Source organism: Galbitalea sp. SE-J8, from assembly GCF_030345695.1.
GTDB lineage: Bacteria > Actinomycetota > Actinomycetes > Actinomycetales > Microbacteriaceae > JAUASV01.
In genome coordinates this window covers 1-24,204 of record NZ_JAUASV010000024.1, presented here as the reverse complement: position 1 = coordinate 24,204, position 24,204 = coordinate 1, and the positions used below count along the sequence as shown (strand labels likewise).

General features: G+C 73.6%; 23 protein-coding genes. All 23 read right to left on the bottom strand.

Annotation, left to right across the window (positions count from 1 at the left end; all coding sequences use genetic code 11):
- Nucleotides 1–92 precede the first annotated feature (92 nt).
- The gene (locus QT381_RS13610) at nucleotides 93–680 is read right to left on the bottom strand and encodes a Trp biosynthesis-associated membrane protein (RefSeq protein ID WP_289249578.1); all 588 of its coding nucleotides are present in this window, start codon (nucleotides 678–680) and stop codon (nucleotides 93–95) included.
- Nucleotides 677–2,242: an anthranilate synthase component I gene (locus QT381_RS13605; RefSeq protein WP_289249577.1), complete on the bottom strand. Its 1,566-nt coding sequence runs from the start codon at nucleotides 2,240–2,242 to the stop codon at nucleotides 677–679. Before QT381_RS13605 ends, QT381_RS13610 begins: the two co-directional genes overlap by 4 nt.
- Nucleotides 2,235–2,693, bottom strand: a complete 459-nt coding sequence (gene hisI / locus QT381_RS13600; protein WP_289249576.1) for a phosphoribosyl-AMP cyclohydrolase — start codon at nucleotides 2,691–2,693, stop codon at nucleotides 2,235–2,237. Before hisI ends, QT381_RS13605 begins: the two co-directional genes overlap by 8 nt.
- A complete protein-coding gene (gene hisF, locus QT381_RS13595; protein ID WP_289249605.1) occupies nucleotides 2,690–3,451 on the bottom strand; it encodes an imidazole glycerol phosphate synthase subunit HisF in 762 nt (253 codons plus the stop codon). The genes hisI and hisF overlap by 4 nt, the downstream gene beginning before the upstream one ends.
- Before the next feature lie 43 nt (nucleotides 3,452–3,494).
- The gene (hisG, locus tag QT381_RS13590) at nucleotides 3,495–4,334 is read right to left on the bottom strand and encodes an ATP phosphoribosyltransferase (protein WP_289249575.1); all 840 of its coding nucleotides are present in this window, start codon (nucleotides 4,332–4,334) and stop codon (nucleotides 3,495–3,497) included.
- A gap of 39 nt (nucleotides 4,335–4,373) precedes the next feature.
- On the bottom strand, nucleotides 4,374–4,637 hold the full coding sequence (locus QT381_RS13585) for a phosphoribosyl-ATP diphosphatase (RefSeq protein WP_289249574.1): 264 nt from the start codon (nucleotides 4,635–4,637) through the stop codon (nucleotides 4,374–4,376).
- A gap of 272 nt (nucleotides 4,638–4,909) precedes the next feature.
- Complete coding sequence (locus QT381_RS13580) at nucleotides 4,910–5,284, bottom strand: FKBP-type peptidyl-prolyl cis-trans isomerase (RefSeq protein ID WP_289249573.1); 375 nt, start codon at nucleotides 5,282–5,284, stop codon at nucleotides 4,910–4,912.
- Nucleotides 5,285–5,368: 84 nt separating this feature from the next.
- Nucleotides 5,369–5,605, bottom strand: a complete 237-nt coding sequence (locus tag QT381_RS13575; RefSeq protein WP_289249572.1) for a hypothetical protein — start codon at nucleotides 5,603–5,605, stop codon at nucleotides 5,369–5,371.
- A gap of 79 nt (nucleotides 5,606–5,684) precedes the next feature.
- Nucleotides 5,685–6,365 (bottom strand): ribulose-phosphate 3-epimerase, encoded by a 681-nt coding sequence (gene rpe / locus QT381_RS13570; protein WP_289249571.1) that lies wholly within the window; start codon nucleotides 6,363–6,365, stop codon nucleotides 5,685–5,687.
- The gene (locus tag QT381_RS13565; RefSeq protein ID WP_502877535.1) at nucleotides 6,362–7,735 is read right to left on the bottom strand and encodes an RsmB/NOP family class I SAM-dependent RNA methyltransferase; all 1,374 of its coding nucleotides are present in this window, start codon (nucleotides 7,733–7,735) and stop codon (nucleotides 6,362–6,364) included. The genes rpe and QT381_RS13565 overlap by 4 nt, the downstream gene beginning before the upstream one ends.
- 272 nt (nucleotides 7,736–8,007) lie before the next feature.
- Nucleotides 8,008–8,946: a methionyl-tRNA formyltransferase gene (fmt, locus tag QT381_RS13560; RefSeq protein WP_289249604.1), complete on the bottom strand. Its 939-nt coding sequence runs from the start codon at nucleotides 8,944–8,946 to the stop codon at nucleotides 8,008–8,010.
- A gap of 349 nt (nucleotides 8,947–9,295) precedes the next feature.
- Nucleotides 9,296–11,320, bottom strand: a complete 2,025-nt coding sequence (locus tag QT381_RS13555; RefSeq protein ID WP_289249569.1) for a primosomal protein N' family DNA-binding protein — start codon at nucleotides 11,318–11,320, stop codon at nucleotides 9,296–9,298.
- Between the two features lie 2 nt (nucleotides 11,321–11,322).
- Complete coding sequence (gene metK, locus QT381_RS13550) at nucleotides 11,323–12,516, bottom strand: methionine adenosyltransferase (RefSeq protein ID WP_289249603.1); 1,194 nt, start codon at nucleotides 12,514–12,516, stop codon at nucleotides 11,323–11,325.
- 21 nt (nucleotides 12,517–12,537) lie between these two features.
- Nucleotides 12,538–13,725 (bottom strand): bifunctional phosphopantothenoylcysteine decarboxylase/phosphopantothenate--cysteine ligase CoaBC, encoded by a 1,188-nt coding sequence (gene coaBC / locus QT381_RS13545; RefSeq protein ID WP_289249568.1) that lies wholly within the window; start codon nucleotides 13,723–13,725, stop codon nucleotides 12,538–12,540.
- Between the two features lie 253 nt (nucleotides 13,726–13,978).
- A complete protein-coding gene (gene rpoZ / locus QT381_RS13540; RefSeq protein WP_289249567.1) occupies nucleotides 13,979–14,242 on the bottom strand; it encodes a DNA-directed RNA polymerase subunit omega in 264 nt (87 codons plus the stop codon).
- A 29-nt stretch (nucleotides 14,243–14,271) separates the two neighbouring features.
- A complete protein-coding gene (gmk, locus tag QT381_RS13535) occupies nucleotides 14,272–15,183 on the bottom strand; it encodes a guanylate kinase (protein ID WP_289249566.1) in 912 nt (303 codons plus the stop codon).
- Nucleotides 15,180–16,031 (bottom strand): orotidine-5'-phosphate decarboxylase, encoded by an 852-nt coding sequence (gene pyrF, locus QT381_RS13530; protein ID WP_289249565.1) that lies wholly within the window; start codon nucleotides 16,029–16,031, stop codon nucleotides 15,180–15,182. Before pyrF ends, gmk begins: the two co-directional genes overlap by 4 nt.
- Nucleotides 16,028–19,330: a carbamoyl-phosphate synthase large subunit gene (carB, locus tag QT381_RS13525; RefSeq protein WP_289249564.1), complete on the bottom strand. Its 3,303-nt coding sequence runs from the start codon at nucleotides 19,328–19,330 to the stop codon at nucleotides 16,028–16,030. Before carB ends, pyrF begins: the two co-directional genes overlap by 4 nt.
- A 2-nt stretch (nucleotides 19,331–19,332) precedes the next feature.
- Nucleotides 19,333–20,499, bottom strand: a complete 1,167-nt coding sequence (gene carA, locus QT381_RS13520) for a glutamine-hydrolyzing carbamoyl-phosphate synthase small subunit (protein ID WP_289249563.1) — start codon at nucleotides 20,497–20,499, stop codon at nucleotides 19,333–19,335.
- Nucleotides 20,496–21,002, bottom strand: a complete 507-nt coding sequence (locus QT381_RS13515) for a PH-like domain-containing protein (RefSeq protein ID WP_289249562.1) — start codon at nucleotides 21,000–21,002, stop codon at nucleotides 20,496–20,498. Before QT381_RS13515 ends, carA begins: the two co-directional genes overlap by 4 nt.
- Nucleotides 20,995–22,356: a dihydroorotase gene (locus QT381_RS13510; RefSeq protein WP_289249561.1), complete on the bottom strand. Its 1,362-nt coding sequence runs from the start codon at nucleotides 22,354–22,356 to the stop codon at nucleotides 20,995–20,997. Before QT381_RS13510 ends, QT381_RS13515 begins: the two co-directional genes overlap by 8 nt.
- Nucleotides 22,353–23,306 carry an aspartate carbamoyltransferase catalytic subunit gene (locus QT381_RS13505; RefSeq protein ID WP_289249560.1) on the bottom strand — a complete coding sequence of 318 codons (954 nt, stop codon included), beginning with the start codon at nucleotides 23,304–23,306 and terminating at the stop codon, nucleotides 22,353–22,355. Before QT381_RS13505 ends, QT381_RS13510 begins: the two co-directional genes overlap by 4 nt.
- Nucleotides 23,303–23,845, bottom strand: a complete 543-nt coding sequence (gene pyrR / locus QT381_RS13500; protein WP_289249602.1) for a bifunctional pyr operon transcriptional regulator/uracil phosphoribosyltransferase PyrR — start codon at nucleotides 23,843–23,845, stop codon at nucleotides 23,303–23,305. Before pyrR ends, QT381_RS13505 begins: the two co-directional genes overlap by 4 nt.
- Nucleotides 23,846–24,204: the final 359 nt, after the last annotated feature.

Genomic DNA, 24,204 nt, shown 5'->3' with positions numbered 1-24,204 from the left:
GCTCGCGCCTGTTCGGTCCGGTTCGGGAGCGCTGACACCGGGCGCCGTCGATCAGTCGCCCGAACCGGATCGTCCGGCGGCGCCCGCCGGTGTCACTCGGGCGGCGCGGACGGGTCGTCGCCGCGGCTGAGCGCGTCCCAGTCGTCGACGCTCGAGCGCTGTCCGTCGGAGGACGCGACGCGCACCGCGCTGTACTTGCGCGCCGAGCCCGGCCAGGCCCGCGCCGTGACGATCACGCCGAGGCCGAGGAGCGCGAGGAGCACGCCCCCGGCGACCGCGAGCCACGGCCAGCCCGCGAGCGCGACCTGGGCGCCGTGCGAGAGGGCGCCGCCCGTCACCCCCGTGGCCTTGGCGATCGCGGGTCCGGCCGCGGTCGCGGGATCGGCGATCGCGACGACCGACTGCCAGACGACCGTGACGCCGAGCAGCACCTGCACGACACCGAGGCCGAGACGGATGACGACTCCCGCGATCGCGAGGGCGCCGACGAGCGCGGCCTGGGCGAGCGCGAGCGCGGTGAGCGCCGGCGCCGCCGTGGAGCCGTCCGCGGCGATCGCCGGCAGGTCGGGCAGCGTCACCGACACCCAGGTCTGCGTCCAGGCCAGGAAGACGAGCGCCGCGCCGACGAGGTCGCCCGTGAGCAGGAGCGACTTCGCGCGCCGGCCGCGCGCGTCCGTCATCCGTCCTCCCCGTCGGGTGCCAGACGGCGCAGGGTGTTCGCGATCGCGACGGCGCGCAGCGGCGCGGCGGCCTTGTTCACGGTCTCCTGGTGCTCGGTCGCGGGGTCCGAGTCGGCGACGAGTCCCGCGCCGGCCTGCACGTAGGCGCGGTCGCCGACGATCGTCGCCGTGCGGATCGCGATCGCCAGGTCGAGGTCGCCCGCGAAGTCGAAGTAGCCGACGATGCCGCCGTAGACGCCGCGCTGGGCCGGCTCGAGCTCGTCGATGATCTCGAGCGCGCGCGGCTTCGGGGCGCCGCTCAGGGTGCCCGCGGGGAACGTCGCACGGAACACGTCGATCGGGCCCGCGTCCGCGCGCAGGTCGCCCTCGACGCTCGACACCAGGTGCATGATGTGACTGAACCGCTCCACCTGCATGAACTCCACGACCTCGACGGAGCCCGCGCGGCACACCTTGAGCAGGTCGTTGCGCGCCAGGTCGACGAGCATCAGGTGCTCGGCGCGCTCCTTCTCGTCGGCGAGCAGCTCGGTGGCGAGCGCCGCATCCGTCTCCGGGGTCGCGCCGCGCGGCCGGGAGCCGGCGATCGGGTGCATGTAGACGCGGCCGCGCTGCGCCTTGACGAGCGCCTCGGGGCTCGAGCCGACGATCGAGTACGGCTCGCCGTCGGGCGTCTCGAGCGCGAGCAGGTACATGTACGGGCTCGGGTTGAGGGTGCGCAGCACGCGGTACACGTCGACGGCGCTCGCCTCGAGCTCGAGGGCGAAGCGCTGCGAGAGCACGACCTGGAACACGTCGCCGTCGCGGATGAACCGCTTCGCGGCGTCGACCACGGCCTCGAACTCGGCCCGCGTCGACCGGCGCTCCGCGTCGGCGACGGATGCGGCGAAGTCGACCGTGCCGACCCACGCGTCGGAGGGGCGCGAGAGCTCGGCCTGCATCGCGTCGAGGCGGGCCTGCGCGTCGGCCCAGGCGGCATCCGCGTCGATCGCCTCGCCGTCCGGGGAGCCGAGCGCGGACGCCACGAGCTGCACGGTGCCGTCGCGGTGGTCGATCGCGACGAGCTCCGAGACGAAGCTCAGCGCCTGGCCGGGCACGGCGTAGTCGGCGGGCGGGGCGTCGGGCAGGTGCTCGATCTGGCGGATCGCCTCCCAGCCGATGAAGCCGACGAGGCCGCCCGTGAGCGGCGGGGCGCCGTCGACCGCCGGCGTCGCCCAGCGCGCGTAGAGCGCGGCGACCGCGTCGAGCGGTCCGGCCGGCGCGCCGGGCCCGAGCGCCCGCTCGGCCGACAGCCCGTAGTCGAGCCAGAGCGCCGTGGCCGTGCCGTCGTCGGACTCCCGCTGGGTGAGCACGCCGAAGCTCGCGACGCCGACGAACGAGAAGCGCGACCAGATGCCGCCCTGCTCGGCCGACTCGAGCAGGAACGAGCCCGGGCGGCCCGCGGCGAGCTTGCGGTAGATGCCGACGGGCGTCTCCCCGTCGGCGAACAGCTCGCGCACGACCGGCACGACGCGGTGACCGGCGCGCAGGCGCTCCTCGAACTCGGCGCGGCCGGTGCTAGGCATCCGTTCCTCCGTTGCTCGTTGGCGTGTTGCTCGGCGGTGTGTCGCTCGGCGGCGTGTTGCTCGCGGGCGGCGCGCCGACCGTGGCCTCGAGCGGGTCGACGTCGAAGCACGCGTGCGCGCCGGTGTGGCACGCCGCACCGATCTGCTCGACCGTGACGAGCAGGGTGTCGGCGTCGCAGTCGAACGCGGCCGCCTTCACGTACTGCGCGTGACCGCTCGTGTCGCCCTTGCGCCAGTACTCCCGCCGGGATCGCGACCAGAACGTCACGCGGCCCTCGGTGAGCGTGCGGCGCAGCGCCTCGCGGTCCATGTAGCCGAGCATGAGCACGTCCTTCGTGCCCTGCTCCTGGATGATCGCGGGCAGCAGCCCGTCGGCGCCGAACGCGGCCCGGTCGAGCACGGCCGCGGTGCTGTCTGATGCGGTGCTGCCGGTGGCTTTGCTGTCGGTCATCGAACCAGGATCCCCTCGGCGCCGAGGGCGCCCTTCACGTCGCCGATGGTCAATTCTCCGTTGTGGAACACGGATGCCGCGAGCACCGCATCCGCGCCGGCCGCGACCGCGGGGGCGAAGTGCTCGAGCGCGCCCGCCCCGCCCGACGCGATGACGGGCACCGACGAGACCTCGCGCATGGCGCGCACGAGCTCCAGGTCGAAACCCTGCTTCGTGCCGTCGGCGTCGATGGAGTTGACGAGCAGCTCCCCCGCACCGCGCTCGATCGCCTCGCGCGCCCAGTCGAGGGCGTCGAGCTCGGTCTCGCGACTGCCACCGTGGGTCGTCACGACGAAGCCCGACGGCATCCGTTCCGCGCGGGTCACGTCGAGGCTGAGCACGAGCACCTGCGCGCCGAACACGTCGGCGATCTCGCCGACGAGCGCGGGCCGGGCGATCGCCGCGGAGTTGACCCCGACCTTGTCGGCGCCGCACGCGAGCAGCCGGCTCACGTCGTCGACGCTCCGCACGCCGCCGCCCACGGTGAGCGGGATGAAGACCTGCTCCGCCGTCGCGCGCACGACGTCGTACATCGTGTCGCGGTCGTCGACCGTGGCCTTGACGTCGAGGAACGTGAGCTCGTCGGCCCCCTGCTCGTAGTAGCGGCGGCTCAGCTCGACCGGGTCGCCGGCGTCGCGCAGTCCGAGGAAGTTGACGCCCTTCACGACGCGCCCCGCGGCGACGTCGAGGCACGGGATGACGCGGGTGGCGACGGTCACGTCGTCACCGGCCAGCACTGCGCGACGGTCACGGGGCCCCCGCTCAGATCCGCGCCGCGTGGATCGCGCTCACGAGGATCGCGCGGGCGCCCGCGGCGTAGAGCGCGTCCATGACCTGGTTGACCTCGACGCGGCGCACCATGACGCGCACGGCGACCCAGTCCGGGTCCTGCATCGGGCTCACCGTCGGGCTCTCGAAGCCCGGCGCGATCGCGGTGACCTCGGCGAGCCTCGCGGTCGGCACGTCGTAGTCCATGAGCACCCACTGGCGCGCGACGAGCACGCCCTGCAGGCGGCGCTGCAGCGTGTCGATGCCCGCGATGGCGGGGTTCGCGCTGATCAGCACGGCGCTCGACTCGAGGATGACCGGTCCGAAGATCTCGAGGCCCTGCGCGCGCAGCGTCGAGCCGGTGCTCACGACGTCGGCCACGGCATCCGCGACGCCGAGCTTGACCGCGGACTCCACCGCGCCGTCGAGACCGACCATCGTCACCTGCACGCCGTGGCGCGCGAGGAAGTCGCCGACGAGGGCGACGTAGCTCGTCGCGACGCGCTTGCCGGCGAGGTCGTGGATGTCGGAGAACTCCCCGGGGCGTCCCGCGAACCGGAACGTCGAGTCGCCGAAGTCGAGGGTCTGGATCTCGCGCGCTCCGCTGCGGGCGTCGAGCAGGAGGTCCCGCCCGGTGATGCCGACGTCGAGCGCGCCCGACCCGACGTAGGTGGCGATGTCGCGCGGCCGCAGGTAGAAGAACTCGACGTCGTTGCGGGCGTCGAGGGCGGAGAGCGAGCGCGCGTCGCGGCGGCCGGCGTAGCCGGCCTCGGCGAGCATGTCGGCGGCGGTCTCGCTCAGCGACCCCTTGTTGGGCACTGCGATTCGAAGCATGGGTGTCTTTCGGCTAGGACTCTCTGAACGGGGCGGGGTTCAGAGATGTCGCCAGAGGTCCGCCGGGGTGAGGCCCTTCGCGACCATGAGCACCTGGGCGTGGTAGACGAGCTGGCTGAGCTCGAGCGCGAGGTCGTCGTCGCTCTCGTACTCGGCCGCCATCCAGACCTCGGCGGCCTCCTCGACGATCTTCTTGCCGATGAAGTGCACACCCGCATCGAGCTCCGCCACGGTGCCGCTGCCCTCGGGGCGGTTCGCCGCCTTCTCGGTCAGCTCGGCGAACAGCTCGTCGAACGTCTTCACGCTCCCAGGGTACCGGGTCGGGGCGGGGGCGGCGGTCCCGGGGCGCGGGGGGCGGCGGTCCCGGGGTGCGGGGGCGGCATCCGTGCACCCGGCGCGTACCCGTGCCGGCGCGTGCGCGCGAGAGTCGGCGCGTGCGCGCGAGAACCGGCGCGTGCATCCGAAAACGAAGGAGATCCGCGCCGGTGCTGCGCGAACCGGGCGGTTCGGGCGCGATCCCGGCGGGATCTCCTTAGTTTTCGGAACTCGGTCTCGGGACTCGGGTTGGGCGCGGGCTACTTCACGCCGAGCAGGTCGATGACGAAGACGAGCGTGCGACCGGAGAGGCGGTGCCCGCCGCCGGCCGGGCCGTACGCGAGCGCCGGGGGCGTGACGAGCCGTCGGCGGCCGCCGACCTTCATGCCGGGGATGCCGTCCTGCCAGCCCTTGATGAGGCCCTGCAGCGGGAACTGGATCGACTGGCCGCGGCTCCACGACGAGTCGAACTCCTCGCCGGTCTCGAAGTCGACGCCGACGTAGTGCACGTCGACCGTGGCGCCGGGCGCGGCCTCGGGGCCGTCGCCCTCGATGAGGTCGGTGATGACGAGCTCCGTCGGAGCGGGGCCCTCGATGAACTCGATCTCGGGCTTGGTGCGGTTGGTGTCAGCCATGCCTCCAGCGTCGCACATTCGGAAACTCAGGAGTTGTCGCGGCGCGCGGCCGTCGCACCGCGGCGTTCGGGGGCGGCGGGTGCGCTACTCCTGAGTTTCCGAACCCCGGGCGCGCAGCTCGACGTGCGCGAGCACGGATGCCGTGACGAAGCCCAGCCCGATCACCAGCACGATCGCGGTCAGCACCGGGCCGCCGAGGCTCGTGGCGTACACGATCCGCACGACCCCGAAGGCCGTCCAGACGACGCCGACGAACGCGAACAGCACGCGCAGGCGACGGAGCATGCCGTCGTCGATCGCCGCGAAGCGGGGGCGGTTCACGCCCGCCCGCTCTCGCCGTGCGAGCGGGTCGGCCGGGCCGTGCCCATCACGCGGCCCCGCCCGTCACGCGGTCCGCCGGTCACGCGGCCCCGCCCGGATGCGCGTGCGACGCGGCGGACGCGGCTGCCCGCAGCGCCGCGATCCGCTCGGCGGGATCTCCCCGGAACACGCTCGAGCCGGCCACGAACGTGTCGGCGCCGTGCTCGGCCGCTACCGCGATCGTCGTGTCGTCGATGCCCCCGTCGACCTGCAGCCACACGTCGAGCCCGTGCCGGTCGACGGCCTCGCGCAGCGCGTGCAGCTTCGGCATCGTGTCGGCCATGAACGACTGCCCGCCGAAGCCCGGCTCGACGGTCATCACGAGCACCTGGTCGAACTCCGGGAGCAGGTCGAGGTAGGGGGCGGCATCCGTTCCGGGCTTCAGCCCGATGCCGACGCGCGACCCGATCGAACGGATGCGACGGGCCAGCGCGACCGCGTCGCGCGCCGCCTCCGCGTGGAACGTGACGCTGAACGCGCCGAGCTCGGCGTAGCCGGGCGCCCAGCGCTCCGGGTCGTCGATCATGAGGTGCACGTCGAGCGGCACGGGACTCGTGTCCTGGATCCGGCCGACCATCTGCGGCCCGAACGTGAGGTTGGGCACGAAGTGGTTGTCCATGACGTCGACGTGCACGGCATCCGCGGTCGCGATCGACTCGAGCGCGGCCTGCATGTTGACGAAGTCGGCGGCCAGGATGCTGGGTTCGATGCGCGCGGTCACCTCTCGACCCTAGCGATCAGCTGGATGAACATCGCGTCGGTGCCGTGCGCGTGCGGCCAGAGCTGCGCGTTCGTCGCGCCGCGCACGTCGATCGTCTCGCGGCTGATCGCGCGCAGCACCTCGGGCGTGTCGATCAGGGCGATCGCGTCGCCGTGGCGCGCGAGCGCGTTCTCGACGACCGCGACCGTCTCGTCCGGATGCGGTGAGCACGTCACATAGGCGATGACGCCGCCCGGGCGCGTCGCCGCGATCGCCGAGTCGAGCAGACGCGACTGGACGTCCGCGAGCTCGGCGACGTCCCCGGGGCGCTTGCGCCAGCGCGCCTCCGGCCGGCGGCGGAGCGCTCCGAGGCCCGTGCACGGCGCATCGAGCAGCACGCGGTCGTAGCGCCCGGGCTCGGCGGCGCCGACGAGCGTGCCGTCGCCCGTCGTGACCTCGGGGGCGTCGGCGCCGAACGCCGCGGTGAGCGCCCGTTCGACGAGCCCGGCCCGGGCGGGCACGAGCTCGTTCGCCGTGAGCCGCGCGCCGCCGAGTCGCGCCTCGGCCGCGAGGAGCGCCGCCTTGCCGCCGGGTCCCGCGCACAGGTCGAGCCAGCGCTCGCCCGGCTCGACCGCCCGCACGCGGCTGAGCGCGAGGGCGGCGAGCTGCGACCCCTCGTCCTGCACACGGGCCGTGCCGCCGCGCACGGCGTCGATGGCCGCAGGATCGCCCGCGACCTCGCGCACCGCGACGGGAGAGTAGGGCGCCCGCACTCCCCCGCTCGCGGCGACGAGCTCGGCGACGCCCTCGAGGCCGGGCAGCGCCACGAGCGCGACGCGCGGGGCGTCGTTGTCCGCCGCGAGCAGGGCGTCGAGCTCGGCCGTGTCGCCGCCGGGCAGGCGTCCGTCCGCGTCGAGGGCGCGCGTGAACGCCTCGACGACCCAGGACGGATGACTCGTGCCGATCGCCCGGGACTCGAGCCCGGTGCCCGCGGTGGCGAGGGCGCGCTCGCGCCAGGCGGCGGCATCCGTTCTCGTGATCGTGCGGAGCACGCCGTTGACGAAGCCGGACGCGCTGCGGGCGCCGATCGCGCGGGTGAGCTCGACCGCCTCGTCGACGGCGGCGTGGGCGGGTACGCGCATGCCGAGCAGCTGATGCGCGGCGAGGCGCAGCACGTCGAGCACGGGCGCGTCGATGCGCGTGGGGTCCCGGCGCGCGGCGATGCCGATGATGACGTCGTAGTAGCCCTGCATCCGCAGCGTGCCGTAGGTCAGCTCGGTCGCGAGGCCGGCGTCGGCGGCGCTCAGCCGGGCGCGGGCGATGCGGGCCGGCAGCAGGAGGTTCGCGTAGGCGTCGTCCGCGTGCACCGCACGGATGACGTCGAGGGCCACGCGGCGCGCGCTCGCCGCGGCGGGCGGTCGATCGCCGGCGCGCGGTCTGGCGCGGGGCGCGGCCGGCGGCGGGTCGTCGGCGCGCGGCGCTGGCGAGTGCGAACCGCCCGTGTCGGGTGTCGCCGACCGCGGGTCACCGGGGCGCGGCACCGCTCCCGGCGTCGCCGACGACGGATCGGCGGCACGTCCGGCCGTCCCGGAGGCGTCGGCGCCCGCCCGGCCCGGGCGCGGGCGCCGTGCACCGCCCGGCCGTGCCTCCGCGGCGTCGTCGCTCATGTGGATGCCCCGGCCGGGTCGAACGCGTCCGGCGCGTCGGCCGGGCGCCCGCGCCACCAGTCGGCGGCGCCCATCGGGCGCTTGCCCGCCGGCTGCACCTCGAGCAGCTCGATCGGGTCGGTCGCCGTGCCGACGAGCACGCGTCCGCCGCTCGCCGCGAGCGTCCCCGGCGCCGGTCGCGGCACGTCCCGCGCGATCGCCGCCCGGTGGATCTTGAACCGCTCCCCCGACAGCAGCGCGAACGCGCCCGGCTCGGGGGTGACGCCGCGGATGCGCGCGTGGGCGGACGCGGCATCCGTCGTCCAGTCGATCAGCCCGTCGGCGATCGTGAGCTTCGGCGCGAGCGTGACGTCGCCGGCCTGCGGCTCAGCGCGCGCGGTGCCGACGGCGAGAGCGTCGACGACCCGGGTGAGCAGCGTCGCGCCGCTGCCGCTGAGCTGCTCGAGCAGGCTGCCCGCGGTCTGCTGCGAGCCGATCGACTCGGTGAGCTGCCCGTAGACATCGCCCGCGTCGAGCTCGGGCACGAGCTGGAACACCGCCGCGCCCGTGACGTCGTCGCCCGCGATGATCGCCCGCTGCACCGGGGCGGCGCCCCGCCAGCGCGGCAGCAGCGAGAAGTGCAGGTTGATCCAGCCGAGGCGCGGGGTGCTCAGCAGCGGTTCGCGCAGCAGGGCGCCGTAGGCGACGATCACCCCGAGGTCCGGCCGCAGGTCGGCGATCGCGCGCGTCGTCGCCTCGTCGATGCGGTTCGCGCGGAGCACCGGGATGCCGCGCTCCTCCGCGAGCGCGGCGACCGGGGTCGGCGTGAGCACGCGCTTGCGGCCCTGCGGCGAGTCGGCGCGCGTGAGCACCGCGGCGACATCGTGCCCGCTCGCGATCAACGCCTTGAGGGACGGGACGGCGGCGGCCGGACTGCCGGCGAAGAGGAGGCGCAGGGGGGACATCGGGGTCCATTCTCGCCGGTCGCGCGTCGCGCGCTGGTCGAGGAGCGCCGCCCCCGCCGGTCGAGGAGCGCTACCCCGCCGGTCGAGGAGCGTCGCGCGCTGGTCGAGGAGCGCCGCCCCGCTGGTCGAGGAGCGCCGTGAGCGCAGCGAGCGTCGCGTCCCGAGACCACCCCGCCCCCCACAGAGATCCGTCATGGTCTCGAGACGCGACCGACGCTTCGCGCCGGGCGCTCCTCGACCAGCGAACGGGGCGCCGGGCGCTCCTCGACCAGCGAGGCGGGGCGCCGGGCGCTGCTCGACCAGCGAGGCGGGGCGCCGGGCGCTCCTCGACCAGCGAGGCTCAGAGGTCGAGGAATGGCTCCTGGTCGTCCACGTGCACGCGCACCGTCGGGCGCGGCGACGGACGCTGGCCCGGGAGCGTCGGCGCGCGCCGCGCGGTCGCGAGCCGCACCGTCTCCGCCTTGAGCTGCTCGGCGATCGCGGCGCCGCGGGCGAAGTCGAACCGCACGATCGTGCGCGCGTTCCCCTCGCCGATCGACACCGGACCGAGCACGTCGACCGGCGGCACGTCGAGCCGCTCGATGGTCTCGCTCACGAGCGCCTCGCGACCGGTCACGGATGCGACGCGCACCGCCGGCGGGAAGCGCAGCTCCGCCCGATCCGCGAGCTCGCTGCGCGCGAAGTCCGCCTGCCGCCAGGTGCTCAGCGCGGAGGCGACCGCTCCCCCGACGCCGACGAGCACGACGGGCGCGCGCCGCGCCGCGAGCGCCGCCGCGTTCGACCACCAGCGCAGGCAGTCCTCGCTCACGCGCAGACTCTCCCGCGCGATCATGCTCTCGCCGTCGAGCAGGAGGACGGCCCGGTAGCCGCCGGCCGCGACCGGCTCGGCGCCGCGCGTCGCGACGACGAGGGCCGGCTCGGCGTCGACCTCAAGCACAGGGTGCTCCCCGTCGGCGAGGATGATGCGCACGCCGGGGAAGGCGCGGCCGAGCTCCTCCGCGGTGCGCGTGCTTCCGGCGCGAGCGAGGCGGAACCGCGTGCCCTCGCAGTTGGAGCAGCGCCAGTCGACGGCGAGCGCGCCGCACCACTGGCACGACGGCGTCGCGCCCCGGCGCACGACGTGCAGCGGCCCCTCGCAGCGCAGGCAGCGCGCGCTGCGCCCGCAGTCCGCGCACGCGAGTCGCGGCGCGTAGCCCGGCCGCGCCACCTGCACGAGCACGGGACCCGACTCGAGCGCGAGCTTGGCCTCGCGCCACGCGGTCGAGGGGATGCGCGCGGACGGGGCGCGCGCGTCATCCGTCACGACGCTCGCGGTCGGGATGACGCGCGGCAGCACCGCGGGCTCGGGGCTCATCGTGAGCAGCCAGCCGATCTCGACGAGCCGCTCGACGTCGGTGCTGCGGGTGTTGCCGAGGGCGACGAGGGCGCATCCGCTCTGCTCCTGGCGCAGCAGGGCCGCGTCGCGCGCGTGCACGTAGGGCGCGAGCGGTTCGGCGTGCAGCGGATCGCCGTCGTCCCAGATCGCGACGAGGCCGAGGTCGTGGGCCGGCGCGTACACGGCCGACCGGGTGCCGACGGCGACGACGGGGCGCGGCTCGAGACACCGCAGGAAGTGCCGGTAGCGGTCGGCGTTCGGCTGCTTCGCGTCGAGCGGCGCGATGTCGCCCGGGTCGACGAGCTGCGCGAGCGCGGCCTCGAGCTGCCGCTGGTCGCGGTGGTCGGGCACGACGAGGATCGCGGACTCCCCGCGCGCGAGCGTCGCCGCGGCGAGTTCGGCGAGGGTGCGCGCCCAGGCGCCGACCCATGTGCCGCCCGCGTCGACGACGCCGGGGATCGCGTCGACCGCGACGCGGGCGTGGGCCGCGACGGCCTGCGCGAGGTGCGGATAGCCGGGGACGGATGCGGCTCGACCGCCAGCACGGATCGCGCGCACCGGCACGTGTGCGGCGGCCGGGGTCTCGGCGGGCTCGATCCGCGGGGCGCGCTCGGTCGAGGTGGCGTGCCCGGCGAGCCACTTCTTCTCCACGCGGACCTGGCGAGCGGGAATCGCCACCCGCAGGATGTCGCTCGCGTTGCCCGCCGCGCGCGTCGCCGCCGCGCGCGCGAGGCGCCACACCTCGGGGGTGAGCACGGCCACGGGAGACACGACCGAGTCGAGCTCGCTGAGCGCGCCCGCGAAGTCGGCCGACTCGGCGAGCTCGACGATCCAGCCCGCGCTCGTGCGGCCGGCCGAGCGCAGCGGCACGGTCACGCGCGCCCCGGGCACGGCATCCGCCGCGAGCGCGTCGGGCACCCGGTAGTCGAACAGCCTGTCGAGCTGCGGCAGCGGCGAGTCCACGAGAACGCGCGCGACGCTCCCGGCCATGGCTACAGCCGCGCTGCGGCGCGCAGGTCGTCGACGCGGTCGAGCCGCTCCCAGGTGAAGTCGGGCAGCTCGCGCCCGAAGTGACCGTAGGCGGCGGTCTGCGCGTAGATCGGGCGCAGCAGGTCGAGGTCGCGGATGATCGCGGCCGGGCGCAGGTCGAACACCTCGCGCAGCGCCTCCACGATCGTGTCGTCGGGAACGTGCCCGGTGCCGAACGTCTCGACGTAGAGGCCCACGGGCGCTGCCTTGCCGATCGCGTACGCGATCTGCACCTCGAGGCGGTCGGCGAGACCGGCCGCGACCGCGTTCTTCGCGACCCAGCGCATCGCGTACGCGGCGGAACGGTCGACCTTCGACGGGTCCTTGCCGCTGAACGCGCCGCCGCCGTGGCGCGACGCGCCGCCGTACGTGTCGACGATGATCTTGCGTCCGGTCAGGCCGGCATCCCCCTGCGGGCCGCCGATGTGGAACACGCCGGTCGGGTTGACGAGCGTCTCGCGCGCGGCGGAGTCGAGGTCGAGCGAGTCGAGCACGGGCGCGATGACGAGCTCGTCGATCGCGGCGCGGAGGTCGCCCGTGCTGATCGAGGGCGAGTGCTGGGTGGAGACGACGACCGTCTCGATCGTCTTCGGCACGCTGCCCTCGTAGCCGACGGTGACCTGCGTCTTGCCGTCGGGACGCAGGTAGTCGACCTGACCCGACTTGCGCACCTCCGCGAGACGCTCCGCGAGGCGGTGCGCGACCCAGATCGGCAGCGGCATGAGCTGCGGGGTCTCGCGCGTGGCGTAGCCGAACATGATGCCCTGGTCGCCCGCGCCCTGCTCGTCCACGGCATCCGTCGAGGTGCCCTCGCGCGTCTCGAACGCGTGGTCCACGCCCTGCGCGATGTCGGGCGACTGCTCGCCGATCGACACGCTCACGCCGCACGAGCGGCCGTCGAACCAGACGTCGCTCGACGTGTAGCCGATGTCCGTGATGCGGCGGCGCACGATGCCCGGGATGTCGACGTAGCCCGAGGTCGTGACCTCGCCCGCGACGTGCACGAGCCCGGTCGTGACGAGCGTCTCGACGGCGACCCGGGCGGCCGGATCGACCGTGAGCAGCGCGTCGAGGATCGAGTCGGAGACCTGGTCGCAGATCTTGTCGGGGTGCCCCTCCGTCACGGATTCGGACGTGAACAGGCGCAGCGACATCAGGGTCCTTCGAGCGGGGGAGGGTCAGCGGGCGAGCAGGTCGAGGATACGGTCCGCCACCGTCACCTTCGCCCCGCTCGCTTCCGTGACGATGGTACCGGCGGCGTCGATCACGGTGACGCTGTTGCGGTCGGTGACGAAACCCTCGGCCCAGCCGACCCTGTTGAGGACGAGAAAGTCGACACCCTTGCGCGCGGCTTTGGCGCGGCCGAGCTCGAGCCGCGCGTCGTCGTCGGTCTCCGTCTCGGCCGCGAAGCCGACGAGCGTCAGCCCCGGACGCCGCTGCGCGCCGAGCTCGGCGAGCACGTCCGGGTTCTTCACGAGGCGCAGCACGAGCTCGTCGCCCGTCTGCTCCTTCTTGATCTTGGTCTCGGCGACCGACTCGGGGCGGTAGTCGGCGACCGCCGCGGCCATGACGAGCGCGTCGGCGCCGGCGACCGCATCCGTCACCGTCGTCTGCAGGTCGCGCGCCGTCCCGACGGGGACGAAGGCGACGGATGCGGGCACCGGCACCTCGAGGTGAGCGCCGATGAGCGTCACATCGGCACCGCGCGCGGCGGCCCGCTCGGCGATCGAGACCCCTTGCAGCCCGCTCGAGCGGTTGCCGAGGAAGCGCACCGGGTCGAGCGGCTCGCGCGTCCCGCCCGCCGTGACGACGATGCGCCGGCCTGCGAGGTCCCGCGGACCCGTGACGGCGAGGGCTGCGGCGACGATGTCCTCCGGCTCGGCCATGCGCCCCTGGCCGCTGTCGCTGCCGGTGAGCTGGCCGGACTCCGGTCCCACGATGGTGACGCCGCGCTCGCGGAGCGTCGCGATGTTCGCCTCGGTCGCCGGGTTCTGCCACATCTCGGTGTGCATCGCGGGGGCGATCACGAGCGGCGCGCGGCTCGCGAGGATCGTGGTGCCGAGCAGGTCGTCGTCGAGACCGGTCGCGATCTTCGCGATCGTGTGGGCGGTCGCGGGCGCGACGACGATGAGGTCGGCGGCCTGGCCCAGTGCGACGTGGCGCACCTGTGCGACGCCCTCGAACAGGTCCGTCTCGACGGGATTGCGGCTGATCGCCTCGAGGGTGGGACGTCCGACGAAGCGCAGGGCGGCATCCGTCGCGACGGCGTGGACGTCGTGCCCGGCGAGCACGAGCGCGCGGATGACGCCGACCGCCTTGTAGGCGGCGATGCCGCCCGAGATGCCGACGACGACGGTGAGACCCACGGCCCCGAGCCTAGCGAGCGGGCGAGCCCCGGCGCTCGCCCGCCCGCCCGCCGCCCGTTGAACGCTCCGCCGCGGGCCGAACGCCGTACCGTCCGTGGAGCTACGGACGGAGTTCGCGCATATGGCTGGTGCAGGAACTCCGTCCGAACGCGAGAACGCCGTCCGTTGGTGCGCGGATCTACCGCCGAACGCAGAGCACCGGGAACGACGAAGGGCCCGACCGCGGACGGTCGGGCCCTGCGCTGACGCGGAGCTACTCCGTGGGCGCGAGACGCTGGAGGACGAGCTTGTCCTCGCCGATCTCGTGCAGCGCCACCGAGAGCGGCTTGTCGTCGATCGTCGAGTCGACGAGCGGGCCGACGTTGTCGAACAGCGAGCCCTCGTGCAGATCGGCGTAGTAGTCGTTGATCTGGCGCGCGCGCTTCGACGCGAAGATGACGAGCTGGTACTTCGACTCGACCTTGGCGAGCAGGTCGTCGATGGGCGGGTCGATGATGCCGGAGTTCTTGTCGGCCATTGCGGGCTCCTAACGAGAGCGGAGAAAGGTCAGTGGGGGGCGCCGGGCGCCTCGGGCACGAGCATCAAGTCTACGACCTCGTGCGCCGCCTCGCCCACCTCGGAGTTGACGACGCGCACGTCGAACTCGTCCTGGGCGGCGAGCTCGACCTTCGCGGTCTCGAGCCGGCGCGCCTGCTCCTCAGCGGACTCCGTGCCACGGCCGACGAGCCGGCGCACGAGCTCCTCCCAGGAGGGCGGCAGCAGGAACACGAGCACCGCCTCGGGCATCGACGCCCGCACCTGGCGGGCGCCCTGCAGGTCGATCTCGAGCAGCACGCGCTTGCCCTCCGCGAGCGCCCGGTCGACGGGCGGCCGGGGGGTGCCGTAGCGGTACGAGTTGTGCACGACGGCCCACTCGAGCAGCTCCCCCGCGCCGACCATCCGGTCGAACTCGGCGTCGTCGACGAAGAAGTAGTGCACGCCGTCGATCTCGCCCGGCCGGGGCCGGCGCGTGGTCGCCGAGACGCTCAGCAGCACGTCGGGGTAGTGCTCGCGGATGTACGCGCTCACGGTGCCCTTGCCGACCGCCGTCGGTCCGGCGAGCACGACGAGCCGCGAGGTCGCCGCGGGCGCCCGGCGCGCCGCGAGCCAGTGCCGCAGTCGCGCGCGCTGGCGCACGCCGAGGCCGCCGACGCGCTTCGACTCGGCGATGCCGAGCGCGCGCATGGCCTTCGCGACGCGCGTGGGGCCGAGGGTCGGGATGCTCGTGAGCAGGTCGCGCACGCGCAGTCCCGCCTCGGCGGATGCGGCATCCGCCCACGCGGTCTCGGCCACGTCGAGCGCGGTGCGACTGCGGTCCGCGACCGCGCGCTTCACAGCGGCACGGGCTCGGCGGGCGGCGATCGCGGCGCGACCGGCCGCTGCGCGGTCGACCTCGGGCGGCTCGGGACGGGCACTCACGCGGCGCACGCCTCGCGCACCTCGTCCGCCTGCTGCGCGAGGGCGGCGCGGAACCGATCGGGCCCGGCCGAGAGCACGCCGCGCGACGAGCTGATCGCGACGCCGCCGGTCGCGGCGCCGAACAGCGCGGTCGCGTCGCGGAACCGGGCGCCCTGGTGGCCGAATCCCGGCGCGAGCACCGGGGTGCCGACGAGCTCCGTGTCGGCGATCGCGTAGTCCGCGAGGGCGACGGTGGCACCGACGACGACGCCGAACGGGCCGAGCGCGGCGGGCGCGGCGGCGCGGCGGCTCTCGGCGTTCCAGGCGTGCACGTCAGCGACGATACCGGCGGCGACCGTCGCGCCGTCGGCGCGGACCGCGCGCTGCAGCGCGGCCGCCTCCGGGTTCGAGGTCGCCGCGAGCAGGAACAGCCCCTTGCCGTGCTCGGTCGCGAGCGCGCGCACCGGATGCAGCGAGCCCGTGCCCATGTACGCCGCGACGGTGAGCGCATCGGCCTCGAGCGGCGAGCCCGGCGTCAGCCAGGCCTGGCCGTACGCCTCGACGCTCGTGCCGAGGTCGCCGCGCTTGGCGTCCGCGATCACGAGCAGCCCGGCGGCGCGCGCGGCGGCGAGCACGTGCTCGAGCGCCGCGATCCCCGCGGCGCCGTGGCGCTCGAAGAACGCCACCTGCGGCTTCACGACGCCCACGAGCCCGGCCGCGCCCTCGACCACCCGCAGGCCGAACTCGCGCACGCCGGCCGCATCATCCGTCAGCCCCCACTCCTCGAGCAGGAAGGCGTGCGGGTCGATGCCCGCGCACAGCTGGCCGTGCGCCGAGAAGGCGGCCGAGAGACGCTCACCGAAGGTCATGCGCGCGCTAGCCTCTCGGCGCGGGCGAGCGCGTAGTCCTGCAGCGAGGTCACCGAGATCTCGTCGCCGCCCGACTCGAGCGACGCGACCGCGACGCCGACCTGCGCGATCGTCGTGAACAGGGGCTTGTCGGCCGCGACCGTCGCCGTGCGGATCTCGTAGCCGTCGGCGCGCGCGCTCTGGCCGGAGGGCGTGTTGATGACGATGTCGATCTCGCCCGCGTTGATCATGTCGACGATGTCCGCCTCGACCGGGCTGGCCTTCTGGCCGAGGAAGTGCTTCTGCACGACCCGCGCCTCGATGCCGTTGCGCGCGAGCACCTCGGCGGTGCCCTCGGTCGCCACGATCGAGTAGCCGAGCTGGGTGAGCCGCAGCGCGGGCAGCACGATCGAGCGCTTGTCGCGGTCGGCGACCGAGATGAACACGGTGCCGGAGGCGGGCAGGCCACCGTAGGCCGCATCCTGGCTCTTCGCGAACGCGCGCGGGAACGTCGTGTCGATGCCCATCACCTCGCCCGTCGAGCGCATCTCCGGGCCGAGGATCGAGTCGACGACGAGCCCCTCCTTCGTGCGGAAGCGCTTGAACGGCAGCACCGCCTCCTTGACCGCGACGGGCGCGTCGAGCGGCACCGAGAAGCCGTCGGCCGCGGGCAGCAGGCCGGCGGCGACGAGCGAGCGGATGCTGCGTCCGGTCATGATGAGCGACGCGGCCTTCGCGAGCGGGATGCCGAGCGCCTTGGAGACGAACGGCACGGTGCGCGAGGCGCGGGGGTTCGCCTCGAGCACGTACAGGATGCCCGCGCCGACGGCGAACTGCACGTTGAGCAGCCCCTCGACGCCGATGCCCCGCGCGATCGCGAGGGTGGCCTCGCGCACGCGCTCGAGCACCTCCCTGCCGAGCGTCACGGGCGGCAGCGTGCAGGCCGAGTCGCCGGAGTGCACGCCGGCCTCCTCGATGTGCTCCATGATGCCGCCGATGTAGAGCTCGGTGCCGTCGTAGAGCGCGTCCACGTCGATCTCGGTCGCGTCGTCGAGGAAGCGGTCGACGAGCAGCGGACTGTCGGCCGCGATGATCGCCTGGCCGGCCATCCGCTCGAAGTAGTCGACGACGGATGCCGAGTCGTAGATGATCTCCATGCCGCGGCCGCCGAGCACGTACGAGGGCCGCACGAGCACCGGGTAGCCGATGCGCTCGGCCACGGCGACGGCGTCGCGCACGTCGACGGCGGTGCCGTTCGTCGGTGCGGTGAGACCGGCGGCGCTGAGGATCGTGGCGAACAGTCCACGCTCCTCGGCGAGGTCGATGGCCGAGGGCGAGGTGCCGAGGATCGGCACGCCCGCGGCCTCGAGGCCCTTCGCGAGGCCGAGCGCGGTCTGGCCGCCGAGCTGCACGACGACGCCGACGAGCTCGCCGGAGGCCGACTCGGCGTGGATGACCTCGAGCACGTCCTCGAGCGTGAGCGGTTCGAAGTACAGCCGGTCGCTCGTGTCGTAGTCGGTCGAGACCGTCTCGGGGTTGCAGTTGATCATGATCGTCTCGAAGCCCGCGTCGTGCAGCGCGAACGAGGCGTGCACGCAGGAGTAGTCGAACTCGACGCCCTGGCCGATGCGGTTCGGACCGGAGCCGAGGATGACGACCTTGCGGCGCTCGCTCGGCATCACCTCGGTCTCCGTGTCGTAGCTCGAGTAGTGGTACGGCGTGAGCGCCGGGAACTCCCCCGCGCAGGTGTCGACCGTCTTGTAGACCGGGCGGACGCCGAGCTGGTGCCGCAGCGCGCGCACCTCGTGCTCGCTGATGCCGCGCAGCTGCGCGATCTGGGCGTCGCTGAAGCCGTACTCCTTGGCGTAGCGCAGCAGGTCGGCGTCGAGGGCGCGCAGCGAGCCGATCTCGCCGGCGACCTCGTTGATGAGGGCGATCTGGTCGAGGAACCACGGGTCGATGCCCGTCGCCTCGTAGAGCTCCTCGATCGCCGCTCCCGCGCGCATCGCCTGCTGCACCGTGACCATGCGGCCGTCGGTCGGCACGGCCGCGAGCTCGACGAGCTCGCGCTTGCTGCCCGGGTCGCCGACCCAGTGGAAGCTGCTGCCGCGCTTCTCCAGGCTGCGGAGCGCCTTCTGCAGCGCAGTGGCGTAGTTGCGGCCGATGGCCATCGCCTCGCCGACGCTCTTCATGGTCGTCGTGAGGGTGGCATCCGCGCTCGGGAACTTCTCGAACGCGAACCGCGGCACCTTGACGACGACGTAGTCGAGCGTGGGCTCGAACGACGCCGGGGTGACCCTCGTGATGTCGTTCGGGATCTCGTCGAGGCGGTAGCCGAGGGCGAGCTTCGCGGCGATCTTCGCGATCGGGAAGCCCGTCGCCTTCGACGCGAGCGCGCTCGAGCGCGACACCCGCGGGTTCATCTCGATGACGATGACGCGACCGGTGAGCGGGTGCACCGCGAACTGGATGTTGCATCCGCCCGTGTCGACGCCGACGCGACGGATGATGTCGATGCCGATGTTGCGCAGGTTCTGGTACTCGCGGTCGGTGAGCGTGAGCGCCGGCGCGACGGTGATCGAGTCGCCCGTGTGCACGCCGACCGGGTCGACGTTCTCGATCGAGCAGACCACGACCGTGTTGTCCGACATGTCGCGCATGAGCTCGAGCTCGTACTCCTTCCAGCCGAGGATCGACTCCTCGAGGAGCACCTCGGTGGTGGGCGACTGGTGCAGGCCGTCGCCGACCATGCGCACGAGCTCGGCCTCGTCGTACGCGAAGCCCGAGCCCAGGCCGCCCATCGTGAACGAGGGGCGCACGACGAGCGGGTAGCCGAGGTCGACGGCGGCGACGAGGGCCTCGTCGAGCGTGTGCACGATGTGGCTGCGCGCGACGTCGGCGCCCGAGGCGAGCACGAGCTCCTTGAAGATCTGGCGGTCCTCGCCGCGGTTGATCGCCTCGAAGTCGGCGCCGATGAGCTCGACGTCGTACCGCTCGAGGACGCCGTGCTCGTGCAGCTGGATGGCCGCGTTGAGCGCGGTCTGGCCGCCGAGGGTCGGCAGGATGGCGTCGGGCCGCTCCTTCGCGATGATGGCCTCGATCGTCTGCCAGGTGATCGGCTCGACGTAGGTGGCGTCGGCGAAGTCCGGGTCGGTCATGATCGTCGCGGGGTTGGAGTTGACGAGGATGACGCGCACGCCCTCCTCGCGCAGCACGCGGCAGGCCTGGGTGCCCGAGTAGTCGAACTCACAGGCCTGACCGATGACGATCGGGCCGGAGCCGATGACGAGGACGGAGTTGATGTCGTCGCGCTTGGGCACGGTTAGCGATCCTCTGCGGGGTCGGTGGCATTGAGCGGGCCGCGCGAGAGCACGAGGTCGCGGAACCGGTCGAACAGGTAGTTGGCGTCGTGCGGGCCGGCGGCGGCCTCGGGGTGGTACTGCACGCTGAACGCCGGGATGTCGAGCGCCGTGAGCCCCTCGACGACGCCGTCGTTGAGGTTGACGTGGCTCACCTCGATGCGCCCGAAGCCGGCCGGGCTCTCGAACGGGCCGTCGGTCGGCGCGTCCACCGCGAAGCCGTGGTTGTGCGCCGTGACCTCGACCTTGCCGGTGGTGCGGTCGACGACCGGCTGGTTGATGCCGTGGTGGCCGAACGGCAGCTTGTAGGTGCCGAGGCCGAACGCGCGGCCGAGCAGCTGGTTGCCGAAGCAGATGCCGAAGAACGGCAGCCCGGCGCGCAGGATGCCCCCCAGCAGCTCGACGTGCGCGTCGCTCGCCGCGGGGTCGCCCGGGCCGTTGGAGTAGAACGCGCCGACCGGCTCGATCGCGAGCACCTCGTCGAGCGTGACCGTCTGGGGCAGCACGTGCACCTCGAAGCCGCGCTCGGCGAGGTAGTGCAGCGTCGCCCGCTTCACGCCGAGGTCGAGCACCGCGACGTTGCCGATCCGCTCGCCGACCGCGGGGATGACGTACGCGGCTGGCGTCGACACCTGCGCCGAGAAGTTCGCGCCCGACATCTCGGCGCCCGCGCGCACGATCGCGAGCTGCTGCTCGGCGGTCTTGGTCGCATCCGTGCCGGAGAAGATGCCGGCGCGCATCGCGCCGACGTCGCGCAGCCGCCGGGTGACGGCGCGCGTGTCGATGCCCGAGATGCCGACGACCTGCTGCGCGACGAGGTCGTCGTCGAGGCTGCGGGTGGCGCGGAAATTCGACACGACGCGGCTGGGGTCGCGCACGACGAAGCCGTCGACCCAGATCCGGCGGCTCTCCGGGTCCTCGTCGTTGACACCGGTGTTGCCGATGTGCGGCGCGGTCATGAGCACGATCTGTCCGGCGTAGCTCGGGTCGGTGATGGTCTCCTGGTAGCCGGTCATGCCGGTGGTGAAGACCGCCTCGCCGAGAGCGGTGCCGAGCGATCCGTAGGAGCGGCCGGGGTAGCGCGTGCCGTCCTCGAGCACGAGCACGGCCGGCACGGTGGTGCGGGTCACTGCGGATCACCTCCGTTCTGCGTTGCTGCGATGGGGATGAGGGACTGGATGGCGGCGACGACCGGGCCGGGCTCGTCGAACCGGAGGAAGCTCTCCACGTCGCGGTCGCCGAGCCGCCAGCTGACGACCGTGATGCCGCCCGGCTCCATGCCGCGATCGATCGCCCAGCTCGCCGTGCCGACCTCGATGAGATCGGCGGCGGGGATGAGCACGGTGCCGTCGGGCAGCGGCAGGCGGACGCCGTCGGCGTGCACGCTCACGGCGAGCCGGGCGCGGAAGCCGAGGCCGCCGACGACGACTCGGTCGAGCCGGTCGCCGCGCGGCGTGGTCGCGAGGTAGAGGCCGCCGGCCGTCGCGAGCGCCCGACCCTCGGATGCCGGAGCCGCGACGACCGCGTCGAACGCGTCCTGGCGACGACGGCGACGGCGCCAGGACAGCGCCATGAGCGAGAAGACGACGACGATGATCGCGACGATCACGATCGCACCGATGGCCTTATCCACGGGACACCTCCTCGGGCTCGCGCAGCACGCCGTCGACGACCGTCGGGCGTCCCTCGAAGAACGTCGCCACGACGCGTCCGGGAAGCGTACGGCCGAGGTACGGGCTGTTGACGCTCTTGCCGTGCAGGTCGGCGGTGCCGAACGCGCGCGACACGGCCGGGTCGTACAGCGTCACGTTCGCGGGGCCGCCCGCGGCGAGCGGCGCGTCGTAGCCGTCGAGCCGGCCGATCGCGGCGGGCGCGCTCGACATCAGGCGGGCGACGTCCGCGAAGCCGATCGCGCCGCTGTCGACGAGCGCGGCCTGCACGACGCTGAGCGCCGACTCGAGGCCGACCATGCCGTTCGCGGCCTCGTCCCAGGCGCACTCCTTCGCCTCGACCGGGTGCGGGGCGTGGTCGGTGGCGATGATGTCGATCGTGCCGTCGGCGACCGCGGCGCGCAGTGCCGCGACATCCTCGGCGCGGCGCAGCGGCGGGTTCACCTTGAAGCGCGAGTCGTAGGCGCGGTGCTGCGCGGCGTCCGCGCCGTGCCCGTGCCCGTCGCCGTGCCCGGCGACGAGCTGCTCGGTCAGCAGCAGGTGGTGCGGCGTCGCCTCGGCGGTCACGCGGATGCCGCGCGCCTTCGCCCAGCGGATGACGTCGACGCTGCCCGCGGTCGAGACGTGGCAGACGTGCAGGCGCGCGCCGACGTGCTCCGCGAGCAGCACGTCGCGGGCGATGATCGACTCCTCGGCGACCGCGGGCCAGCCGGCGAGGCCGAGGACGCCGGAGAGCTCGCCCTCGTTCATCTGCGCGCCCTCGGTGAGGCGCGGGTCCTGGGCGTGCTGGGCGATGACGCCGTCGAAGGTCGCGACGTACTCGAGAGCGCGGCGCATGAGCAGCGGGTCGGAGACGCACACGCCGTCGTCGCTGAACACCGTGACGCGGGCGCGGGAGCCGGCCATCGCGCCGATCTCGCTCAGCTGCGTGCCCTGCAGGCCGACCGTGACCGCGCCGATCGGCCGCACGGTGACGTAGCCGTGCTGCTGCCCGAGCGCCTGCACCTGCTCGACGACGCCCGCGGTGTCGGCGACCGGGCTCGTGTTCGCCATCGCGAACACGGCGGTGTAGCCGCCGGATGCCGCCGCGCGCGAACCGGTGAGCACGGTCTCGCTCTGCTCGAAGCCGGGCTCGCGCAGGTGGGTGTGCAGGTCGACGAGGCCGGGCAGGGCGACGAGACCGGCGGCATCCACCTCGGTCGCGCCGGCCGCCGACAGCCCGGTGCCGACCTCGGCGATCACGCCGTCGCGCAGCAGCAGGTCAGCCCTCTCGCCGCCGGCGAGCGACGCGCCCCGGATCAGGGTGGTCTCGGTCATGCTCCCGCTCCCTCCGCGCCGGCGAGCGCCAGATACAGCACGGCCATTCGTGTCGACACCCCGTTCGCGACCTGGTCGAGCACGGTCGACGCGGGCGAGTCGGCGGCGGTCGCCGAGATCTCCAGCCCGCGGTTCATCGGTCCGGGATGCATGATCAGCGTACCGGGCGCGAGCCGCGCCAGCCGGTCGTCGGTCAGGCCCCACTCCCGGGCGTACTCGCGCGCCGTCGGGAAGTAGGCGGCGTGCATCCGCTCGCTCTGGATGCGCAGCATCATGACAACCTCGGGTCCCTCGGCGAGGGCGGCGTCGAGGTCGTGGTGCACGTCGACGGGCCAGCCCCCGACGCCGAACGGCAGCAGCGTGCCGGGCGCCACGAGCGTCACGCGCGCGCCGAGCGTGGTGAGCAGCCAGACGTTCGAGCGGGCGACGCGGGAGTGCAGGATGTCGCCGACGATCGTCACGCGCACGCCGTCGAGGTCGCGGCCGCGGCTCGCGTCGCCGTGCAGCCGCCTGCGGATGGTGAACGCGTCGAGCAGCGCCTGCGTGGGGTGCTCGTGCGTGCCGTCGCCCGCGTTCACGACGGCGGCGTCGATCCAGTCGGAGCTCGCGAGCACGGCGGGCGCGCCGGAGCTGGCGTGCCGGATGACGACGGCATCCGCACCGATCGCCGCGAGCGTCTGCGCGGTGTCCTTGAGGCTCTCGCCCTTCGACACGCTCGAGCCCTTCGCGCTGAACGTGATGACGTCGGCGGAGAGGCGCTTCGCGGCGGCCTCGAACGAGATGCGGGTGCGCGTCGAGTCCTCGAAGAACAGGTTCACGACCGTCTTGCCGCGCAGCGTCGGCAGCTTCTTCACCTCGCGGGCGTTCACCTCGGCCATGTCCTCGGTGACGTCGAGGATGCCGACCGCCTCGTCCCGGGACAGGTCGCGCGTGCTGAGCAGGTGCCTCATCCGTCGGCCCCCTCGCTGATCGTCACGTCGTCGATGCCGTCGAGCTCGGCCAGGCGCACGTTGATGCGCTCGGTCGTCGCGCTCGGCAGGTTCTTGCCGACGAAGTCCGCGCGGATCGGCAGCTCGCGGTGGCCGCGGTCGACGAGCACCGCGAGACGCACGGCGCGGGGGCGGCCGAGGTCGCCGATCGCGTCGAGCGCGGCGCGGATGGTGCGGCCGGAGTAGAGCACGTCGTCGACGAGCACGACCGTTCGGCCGCCGACTCCGCCGGCCGGGATGGCGGTGCGCCCCGGCGCGCGGGTGGGCTGGCGGGCGAGATCGTCGCGGTACATCGTCACGTCGAGGCTGCCGACCACGGCCGAGCCCGGCTCGATGCCCTCGAGGAGCGCCTGGATGCGCGTCGCGAGCAGCGCGCCGCGGGTGGGGATGCCGAGAACGACGAGGTCGCCTGCGCCGCGGTTGGACTCGAGGATCTCGTGCGAGATCCGGGTCAACGCCCGGGCGATATCGGCCTGCTGCAACACGGTGCGCGCGCTCAGAACCGACCCCCTTCCCCGCCTCTCCGGACGGCCTTAAAGGATGCCTACGCCCTCGATCCTAGACCGATCCGCTCGCTGAGAGGGCGCGCCGCCCCGCTGCGCCACACCCCGCCGGTCGAGGAACCCGCCACCCCCGCCGGTCGAGGAGCCTGCCACCCCGCCGGTCGAGGAGCCTGCGAGCGCAGCGAGCCGGCGTCTCGAGACCACGCGCCCCGCTGGTCGAGGAGCCCGCGAGCGCAGTAGTGCCCCTTAACGTGGTGTAGTTCGCGGTGGCCGGTCTCGTCGTAGACGTGGGCGCGGTCACCGTGTAGTCCCTTCGAGGAATCTCCTACAACCCACTCGAAAGGCATCTTCACGAT